Raw genomic sequence first — 9,198 nt, forward strand, 5'->3', positions numbered from 1 at the left:
GAACCCCTCTTACATGGATGAAAACCATGCGTCCTAGCCGATAGACGAACGGGCCATTATTTATTTTATTTTCAAAATATATTTGAACTTGTAATCAACTAATAAAACGTGATTGCGGGTGCAAATATACAACTTATTTTTACTTCTGCAATATCTTTTAAAAAAAATATAAAAAAAATACAATTAATAGGCTTTAGCAAACAATACTCTCGTTTTAGACGGTTTTCCTGTTAAGACACAAACGCCTTCTTCTGGTTTAAAACAATCTGGAATACAGCGTGTGGTTGCCTTAGTTAATTCCTTAATTTTATCTTCGGTTTCTGTAGTTCCATCCCAATGTGCTGAAACAAATCCTCCTTTATTATCTAAAACATCTTTAAACTCTTCAAAAGAATTAACTTCTGTAATATGAGAATCTCTATAAGAAAGCGCTTTACTATATAAAGTCTCTTGAATTTCGCTTAATAATGCTTTTACTTTTTCTGTTAAAGTTGATAGTTCTGTAACCTCTTTAGTTAATGTATCTCTACGAGCTAACTCTACTGTCCCATTTTCTAAATCTCTAGCTCCAATTGCTAGACGTAATGGAACTCCTTGTAACTCATGTTGAGCAAATTTTGCTCCTGGACGAAAAGTATCTCTATTATCAAATTTTACCGAAACGCCAACATTACGAAGATTCTTCATAATTTCATTAACTACTTCAGTAATAGCAATTAATTGTTCTTCTGTCTTGTATATAGGTACAATAACAACTTGATTTGGTGCTAAATTTGGTGGTAACACTAATCCTTGATCATCACTATGAGTCATAATCAATGCGCCCATTAATCTAGTAGAAACTCCCCAAGATGTTGCCCATACATAATCTTTTTTTCCTTCTTTATTAGCAAACTTAACATCAAAAGCCTTAGCAAAATTCTGACCCAAAAAATGAGATGTTCCTGCCTGTAAAGCTTTACCGTCTTGCATTAAAGCTTCAATACAATACGTCTCATCTGCTCCAGCAAACCTTTCGCTTTCAGTTTTTCGACCTTTAATTACAGGTATAGCCATAAAATTTTGGACAAACGTAGCATAAACATCATTCATTAATTCTGCTTCTGTAATAGCTTCTGATTTGGTTGCGTGAGCTGTATGTCCTTCTTGCCATAAAAACTCAGCAGTTCTTAAAAATAAACGTGTACGCATTTCCCAACGCACCACATTAGCCCATTGATTAATTAGCAATGGTAAATCTCTATAGGATTGTATCCATCCTTTATAAGTATTCCAAATAATAGCTTCACTTGTAGGTCTTACAACTAACTCTTCTTCTAATTTTGCTTTAGGATCTACACGAAGTTTTCCAGGTTTATCTGGATCATTTTGCAATCTATAATGAGTAACAACAGCACATTCTTTAGCAAAACCTTCAGCATTTTTCTCTTCGGCTTCAAACAAACTTTTAGGAACAAACAAAGGAAAATAAGCATTCTGATGTCCTGTTTCTTTAAACATTCTATCCAATTCTGCTTGCATTTTTTCCCAAATAGCATAACCATAAGGCTTGATTACCATACAGCCTCGAACTGCTGAATTTTCAGCCAAATCAGCTTTTACAACTAATTCATTATACCATTTCGAATAATCTTCAGCTCTACTCGTTAGTTTTTTGCTCATACACAGTGTTTTGGCACAAATATTGTGATATTGTTAAATGTTAGAAATATTTGGACAAAACTAACTATTTTTGTTATGTTCAACAATAAAAAACTATTGCGTTATGAAATATATTACTTATTTAACACAGAAAACATATTATTTACTTGGCTTAACAGCTATTTTTAGTTTCACATCTTGTGGTTCTTATCAATACATTGGTCAAGATAATGACGGTATTTACGGTGAACAAGTTAATCAAGAAGTAATAATTGAAGATATAGAAGAAGATCCTTCTAATTATTACAGTAATTATTTTAGAGAAAAATCTAACGAAATATATATTGAAGAAGAACAAACTGAAGAAGTTTTTACTGATGTAGAAACTTATGAAAGTAATACATCTCAAAATAATCAAAATGGTAGTTGGGGAGAAAACAATACAACTGTAAACATAAATTATTATGATAATGGTTGGAATAACGGTTTTGGCTGGAATAATTGGGGTTGGAATAATCGTTTTGGTTGGAATTATGGCCCTAGATGGAATAACTGGTATGGCTGGAATAACTGGGGCTGGAATAACTGGGGCTGGAATAATGGTTTTGGTTGGAATAATTGGGGTTGGAATGGTGGCTTTTATGGAAACCCATATAACAACGGATATTATGGCAACTGGAATTACGGACGTAGAGGTTACGCATATTCTAACGGATATAGAAATAACGCAAGAATTGGAAATAGTTATTTAGCTGGGAGAAATAGATCTTCTTTACTATCGTCAAGAAACACAAATTTAACAAGGCCTAGAACATCAACAAGTACAAGACCTAGAACATCAACAAGTACAAGACCAAGGACTAATTCTAGTACAAGACCTAGAACAAATACATCTACACCTAGACCTAGACCTAGACCTACTACTAAACCAAGAACTAACTCACCTAGAACAAGTACGCCTAGAAGCTCTTCGCCTAGAACAAGCACACCTAGAAGTAGTACTCCTAGATCATACTCAAGTCCAAGATCAAGTAGTAGTTCAAGAAGTTCTTTTTCTAGAGGTGGATCAAGCTCAAGAAGACCTAGATAAATAGATATTAACCTCAAATAGTTATTATGAAAAAAATATTATTTACAATAGGAGGCTTATTATTAGTTTCAACGGTATTTACTCAGAATATTAATGATGCATTACGTTATGGAAATTCAGAAGTACAAGGATCTGCTCGTTTTAGAGCTTTAAGCGGAGCTTTTGGAGCTTTAGGAGGCGATATGAGTGCAGTAAGTATTAATCCTGCTGGATCTGCTATTTTTAGTGTAAGCCATGCTTCTTTTTCATTAGCAATTAATAATAAGAAAAACGAAACTGCCTTTTTTGGTACTCAAAATTCAGAGAGAAATGGAAATTTTGATTTAACGCAAGGTGGCGCTGCTTTCATTTTTAAAAGTAATAACGAATCATCTAAATTCAAGAAATTCACACTAGGTTTAGCCTATGATAAAACTGGTGATTTTGATAACGATTGGTTTGCTTCTGGAAATAACACTAATAATTCCATTGGTAATTATTTTTTACAAAACGCACAAGGTTTACGTTTAGATGAAATATCTGCCTTTCCAGGAGAAAGCACATCTGATGCGTATTCAGGAATTGGTTCTGCTTATGGTAGTCAACACCAACAAGCTTATTTAGGTTACGATTCTTATATTTTAGAGCCTAATGATATTACTGATGACGGTAATACACTTTATACATCTAATATAGCTGCAGGTAATTACAACCAAGAATACAGCTATGCTTCTACTGGTTATAATGGAAAACTGGCTTTTAACTTTGCAACGCAATACACAGACAAATTTTACTTTGGGCTAAACTTAAATTCTCACTTTTTAAATTATGAACGTTCTACCTTTTTATATGAAGAAAATGATAATGGAGGAATTATAAAGCAAGTTGCTTTTCAAAATAATTTAGTTACCACTGGTAATGGATTTTCTTTTCAACTAGGTTCTATTATGAAACTAAGTAAAGACGTTAGGCTAGGCTTAAGCTACAACTCGCCTACTTGGTATACTATTGAAGATGAAACAACTCAGCTTATTGAAACATTAAGAGATGATGCAGGAACTGATGTTTTACAAATTGTAGACCCGCAAATTATAAATATTTTTCCAAGATACAGATTACAAACACCAAGTAGTATTACAGGAAGTTTAGCTTACATATTTGGTAAGTCTGGATTAATTAGTTTTGATTATGGACGTAAAAATTACGGCAACACAAAATTTAAGCCAAAATCTGACACTTATTTTTCTGAGTTAAACCGTAATATAGAAGATCAATTAACCTCAGCAAATACTTATAAAATTGGTGGCGAATATAAAATTAAACAATTAAGCTTAAGAGCTGGATACAGGTTTGAAGAAAGCCCTTATAAAAACAAAACTACAATTGGAGATTTATCGGGTTATTCTTTAGGTTTAGGTTACAGTTTTGGAAACACAAAATTAGACTTAACATACGACACATCGCAACAAGATAGAAATCAATCTTTATATAATGTTGGTTTAACAGATGCAGCAGCAATAGATAGCAAAATATCAAATATCACACTAAGTTTAGGGTTTAATCTGTAGTATAAAAAAATACATTTATAAAAAGAGGCTCGCTATAATTATAGCGAGCCTCTTTTACATTTAAAATAATTTTTAACTCTATTTATTTAGGTCTCGATTATACTTAATCAGACATAACAAGATTCAAAAGTATTAATTACTATTTCTTAGGAATTTCTTTTAAAATCTCTAAAACAAAGTTCCAATATTTTTTAGCCGAAGAAATACTTGCGCGCTCATCTGGAGAATGTGCTCCTTTTATAGTTGGCCCAAAACTAATCATTTCCATACCTGGATAGTTCTGCCCTAAAATACCACATTCTAAACCTGCGTGACAAGCAGCAACATTAGCTTTTTCTCCATTCAATTTCTCGTACAAAGAATCTAACACTTTTAATATAGACGAATCCATATTTGGAGTCCATCCTGGATATTCTCCAGAAAACTCTACTTCGCAACCTGTTAACTCAAAAGTAGAACGTAACGTATTTGCTAAATCAGTTTTTGCACTTTCTACAGAACTACGTGTTAAACAACCTATTTTAATAGCGCCATCTTTTACAATAACTCTTGCTATATTGTTTGATGTTTCTACTAAACCAAGAATATCTGCACTCATTCTATACACACCATTTAAAGCTGAATATAAAGCTCTTGTAATCCCTTCTTGAACACCTAAATCCATAATAAATTCTGGAGTTTCTATTTCCTCAATTACAACAGTAAAGTCAGGTTCTAAAGTTTTATTTTCTATTTTAATAATTTCTGCTAAAGCATTCATTTCACTTAAAAAAACTTCTTCATGAATTGCATCTATAGCTACTATAGCTTTACTTTCTCTTGGGATAGCATTACGCAAACTTCCGCCATCAATTTCAGAGATACGCAAACCATATTTTTCAAAACCATCAAATAATAAGCGGTTCATGATTTTATTAGCGTTTCCTAAACCTGTAATAATTTCCATTCCAGAATGTCCGCCTTGTAGTCCTTTTACAGTTATAGTATATCCTTTTTTAAACTCAGGCGTTTCTTCTTGTTCGTAAGTTCTTGTTGCAGTAACATCAACTCCACCTGCGCAACCAACACCAATTTCATCATCTTCTTCTGTATCTAAATTTAAAAGAATGTCACCCGTAAGCAATCCACCTTTTAAACCCATTGCACCAGTCATTCCTGTTTCTTCATCTATAGTAAATAAAGCCTCTATTTCTGGATGAACAATTTCTGAACTTTCTAAAATTGCCATTATAGTTGCAACACCTAAACCGTTATCTGCACCTAAAGTAGTTCCTTTTGCTTTTACCCAATCGCCTTCTATTTTCATTTCAATACCTTGAGTATCAAAATCAAAATCTGTATCGTTATTTTTTTGATGAACCATATCTAAATGCGACTGCATAACAATGGTTTTTCTATCTTCCATTCCTGAAGTTGCTGGCTTTTTTATAATTACGTTTCCAACTTCATCTACAAGAACATCTAAACCTAAGTTAGTCCCAAAATCTTTCATAAATTGAATGACACGTTCTTCTTTTTTTGAAGGTCTTGGTACAGCATTTAAATCTGCAAATTTATTCCAAAGTGCTTTTGGTTCTAAAGCTCTAACTTCTTGACTCATTTTTTTCTATTTAAATTTCAAACAAAGGTAATTAATAGAAAACGATTGTTGCAAACATTTCTTATTTTTGAAATATGCCAAAAAGAAAATCGCTTATTTTAGCTTTACTTATAATTCCTACATTCCTTTTTATAAAGTTAATTTCTTATTTCCCAGAAACAGTAGAAACCTATTATAGTAATGGCATTTACCCTATTACCTCTAAGCTACTACACTTTAATTTAGGTTGGATTCCATTTTCTTTTGGCGATGTATTTTATACCGTAATTAGTTTATACGCTATCTATTGGGTTATTAAAAACATTAAACGCATTTACAAAGATACTTTGAGTTGGTTTGTAGATGTATTTTCAGCTATTAGTTTACTTTATTTAGCGTTTCACGTATTATGGGGTTTTAATTATTACAGAAAACCACTTCACGAGAACTTAAATTTAAATGCAGATTATACCACAGAACAGTTAATTGAAGTAACAAAAATGTTAATTCTAGAATCGAATTCACTTCATACTAAACTATCAAAAAACGATACCTTAAAAGTTAATTTTCCTTTTAATAAAACTTTTGTTATTAATAACACACATATAGGATACGATAAATTAAAAACAACTTATCCGCATTTAGATTATAGCGTTAGTAGTATAAAAAACTCATTATTTAGTTACCCTTTAACAAAAATGGGCTTTAGTGGTTATTTAAATCCATTTACAAATGAGGCACAACCAAACGGATTAATTCCTATTTACAAATATCCAACCACTTGTGCTCATGAAGTTGCTCATCAATTAGGTTATGCTGCAGAAAATGAAGCTAATTTTATTGGTTGTTTAGCGTCTATAAATCATCCAAATAATTATTTTAACTACTCTGGTTACACTTTTGCCTTAAGACATTGTTTAGCTGAAATTTATAAACGTAATCCAGATTTGTATATGGAAATAGCTTGTACTATAAATCCTGGTATTTATGCCAACTATAGAGAAGTTAGTGATTTTTGGGATAGCCATAAAAATAGTTCAGAACCTGTTTTTAAAGAAACCTATAGTACTTTTCTAAAAGCCAACAACCAATCCAAAGGCATAGAAAGTTATAGTTATGTAGTAGCACTTTATGTTAATTATTTTATAGAGCGAAAAATATGAAGTATCTTTAAAGCATTAACAACAGCTTTATGATAAGAAAACTTTTATTTTGCGGACTTTTAAGTATATCAACACTTGGTTCTGCTCAGGATTACATTCCAAAAAACGATGGTGTAAAAACAAACACCAAAAACCACACAGTATTTACCAATGCCAAAATATACATTACACCAACTCAAGTGGTGGAAAATGGTACTTTGGTTATTAAGGACGATAAAGTTATTGCGTCTGGTACAAATATTACTATTCCTAAAAACAGTATTATAATAGATTTAAATGGTAAAAGTATTTACCCTTCTTTTATAGATATCTATTCAGATTTTGGGACAAGTATTACGCCTTATGATTCTAAAGGAAATTATTCCCCACAATACAGCGCAAGTCGCGAAGGTTTTTATTGGAACGACCATATGCGTCCTGATGTAAAAGCTATTAATCATTTTAAATTTGACAACTCTAAAGCCGAAGCTTTACAAAAAGCAGGTTTTGGTGTAGTAAATACACACGTAAACGACGGAATTATGCAAGGTTCTGGGCTTTTAATAGCTCTAACCAATAAGTCAGATGATTCTAAGCGCTTGTTAGATGATAATTCTGGAATGTTCTACGGAACATCTAAAAGTAAAACATCTAAACAATCCTATCCAACATCTATAATGGGAACTTTTGCTTTACTACGTCAGTTTAATCACGATGCAAAATGGTATGCTACAGGAAATATGTCTCTAAAAGATCGTGCTTTAGAAGCCTTTTTAGAGAATAAAAATGAAACACAGTTTTTTGATGCTGGCGATAAAAATCAAATCCTAAGACTTGATAGAATTGGAGATTCTTTTAATACACAATATGTTTTTGTTGCTGGTGGAAATGAATACGAATTAGTAAAAAATATTAAGAACACTAATGCAAAATTAATTGTTCCGTTAAACTTTACTGACGCTTTTGATATGGAAGATCCACTTTTAGCGCGTTTTGCTGAGTTAAAGGATATGCGCGAATGGAACCAAGCTCCTAGTAATCCTAAAGTATTAGTAGACAATAATATTACGTTTGCTTTAACTACTCACGATTTAAAAAAGGTTGAAACGTTTAAAACAAAATTACTAAAAGCCATTTCTTATGGTTTAGATAAAACCAAAGCATTAGAAGCCTTAACTACAATTCCAGCTTCTATAATTGGAAAACCTAATCAACTAGGTCAATTAAACGCTGGTGCTTATGCTAACTTTTTAATTACTTCTGGAGATATTTTTGATGAAAAAACAACTTTATATCAAAATTGGATTACAGGAAAGAAGCATATTATAAATGCAATAGATACGAAAGATTTAAGAGGTGAATATACTTTACAATTTAGTGGCGGTATCTTTAAAAATGAAGCATCAACTTTAAAAATATCAGGTGAATTAACAAAATTAAAAGCTTCAATAGAATCAGATAAAAAGAAGCAGGACACATCTGTTAAATTTACTGACAATTGGTTACAAGTATTGGTATCTAGTGGAGATTCTATAAATAACGAGTTTGTTAGATTAAAGTCTAATATTATTTCAACGGATAACTTTTCTGGAAAAGCCTATTTTCCTAACGGAGAAAGTTTTGATTTTACCGCAAGTAAAAATGTTGTAAAAGACGATTCCGAAGAAAAAAAGGAAGAAATTAAAGAAACTGAAACACCAAAATTATTTCCTACAACCTATCCAAATACAGCATACGGATTTAGCAGTTTGCCTCAACAAGAAACTATTTTATTTAAAAATGCAACAATTTGGACTAACGAGAAAGATGGCATTTTAGAACAAACAGACATTTTAATTAAAAACGGTAAAATTGCCAAGATTGGCAAGAACTTATCAATAAATGACGCTAAAGTAATTGATGCTTCAGGAAAACATATTACTGCTGGAATTATAGACGAGCATTCTCATATAGCAACTATTAGTGTAAACGAATCTGGGCACAATAGTACAGCAGAAGTTACTATAGAAGATGTTGTAGATTCAGAAGATATTAATATTTATAGAAATCTTGCTGGTGGCGTTACAAGTATTCAAATTTTACATGGTTCTGCAAATCCTATTGGCGGAAGATCTGCTATTATTAAATTAAAATGGGGACAAACTGCAGATCAAATGATTTATAAGGACAGTCCTAAATTTATAAAATTTGCTTTAGGTG

At 31.8% G+C, this 9,198-nt stretch carries 6 protein-coding genes; 4 read left to right on the top strand and 2 right to left on the bottom strand.

Annotated elements, in window-relative coordinates; genetic code table 11:
- Positions 1–183: 183 nt before the first annotated feature.
- Complete coding sequence (proS, locus tag ACFDSN_RS11015; RefSeq protein WP_375239907.1) at positions 184–1,662, bottom strand: proline--tRNA ligase; 1,479 nt, start codon at positions 1,660–1,662, stop codon at positions 184–186.
- A 103-nt stretch (positions 1,663–1,765) separates the two neighbouring features.
- On the opposite strand from proS, the gene ACFDSN_RS11020 reads away from it, so the two are divergent.
- Positions 1,766–2,731 carry a hypothetical protein gene (locus ACFDSN_RS11020; RefSeq protein WP_375239908.1) on the top strand — a complete coding sequence of 322 codons (966 nt, stop codon included), beginning with the start codon at positions 1,766–1,768 and terminating at the stop codon, positions 2,729–2,731.
- A gap of 26 nt (positions 2,732–2,757) precedes the next feature.
- Complete coding sequence (locus tag ACFDSN_RS11025; protein WP_375239909.1) at positions 2,758–4,278, top strand: OmpP1/FadL family transporter; 1,521 nt, start codon at positions 2,758–2,760, stop codon at positions 4,276–4,278.
- 139 nt (positions 4,279–4,417) lie between these two features.
- Here ACFDSN_RS11025 and ACFDSN_RS11030 read toward each other — a convergent pair whose 3' ends face one another.
- Positions 4,418–5,878, bottom strand: a complete 1,461-nt coding sequence (locus ACFDSN_RS11030) for an aminoacyl-histidine dipeptidase (RefSeq protein ID WP_375239910.1) — start codon at positions 5,876–5,878, stop codon at positions 4,418–4,420.
- 74 nt (positions 5,879–5,952) lie between these two features.
- On the opposite strand from ACFDSN_RS11030, the gene ACFDSN_RS11035 reads away from it, so the two are divergent.
- Positions 5,953–7,020 (top strand): DUF3810 domain-containing protein, encoded by a 1,068-nt coding sequence (locus ACFDSN_RS11035; RefSeq protein ID WP_375239911.1) that lies wholly within the window; start codon positions 5,953–5,955, stop codon positions 7,018–7,020.
- A 29-nt stretch (positions 7,021–7,049) separates the two neighbouring features.
- The coding region (locus tag ACFDSN_RS11040; protein ID WP_375239912.1) for an amidohydrolase at positions 7,050–9,198 on the top strand (2,149 nt) is incomplete at its 3' end.

Source organism: Aurantibacter sp., from assembly GCF_042094015.1.
In the GTDB taxonomy this organism is placed as follows: Bacteria; Bacteroidota; Bacteroidia; order Flavobacteriales; family Flavobacteriaceae; genus Aurantibacter.